The 668-nt window shown below is 54.0% G+C and carries 1 protein-coding gene; it reads right to left on the reverse strand.

Annotation, left to right across the window (positions count from 1 at the left end):
- Positions 1–27: 27 nt before the first annotated feature.
- Complete coding sequence (locus DSOL_RS26230) at positions 28–576, reverse strand: BMC domain-containing protein (protein WP_075367613.1); 549 nt, start codon at positions 574–576, stop codon at positions 28–30.
- Positions 577–668 lie beyond the last annotated feature (92 nt).

A 668-nucleotide genomic window follows, 5' to 3' on the forward strand; every position in this document is an offset into this window, starting at 1 on the left:
CTTCGTGCCTCGTGCCTCGTGCCTCGATCAGACCAGGCTTTCAATCAGTTGCTTCGCGGGGCGGGGTATGACGACTTGCCGTATGAGGAGTCCTTTTGCGCTGGCTAGGGCACTCCCTTCTTCGACGGCTGCTTTCACTGAGGCAACTTCCCCTGTAAGAACGGTGTAGCTCTTGCCACCGATGCCAAAGGCGAGATGAATGAGGAGGGGTTCTACTTCCCCTGCTTTCACGGCGGCATCCGCTGCTTCGATTAAGGAGGCGACGCTGTATGTTTCGATGATTCCGAGTGCTTTAATGTCTTTAAGGGTATTTGCGCCACTGATCGCCGGCAAAATGGAGGGATGGACATTCGGTATGACGAACGAATCGACGACGGTCTCTGCTCCTAACTCGATCCCTGCGTTCACGGATTGCTGGATGGCTGACACGTCTCCGCTGACTAAGACGATATATTTCCCTGGACAAGTGGTTTTGGCCACTAAGATGTTGACGTCCGCCGTTTTAGCCATGATATCGGCGCATTCGATGCCTTGTGCTATGCTTGTAAACTCTACGAGCCCTATAGCATGGATCATGTTGCAGCACCCCTTTTCCGTAGCGTTATCGTTTGGGGCGTGACGTGTTGGACGGTTCCGTCGAGACTGGCATGGACCCTAGCGCCTAAGGA

The sequence above is a fragment of the Desulfosporosinus metallidurans genome, from assembly GCF_001936615.1.
GTDB lineage: Bacteria > Bacillota > Desulfitobacteriia > Desulfitobacteriales > Desulfitobacteriaceae > Desulfosporosinus > Desulfosporosinus metallidurans.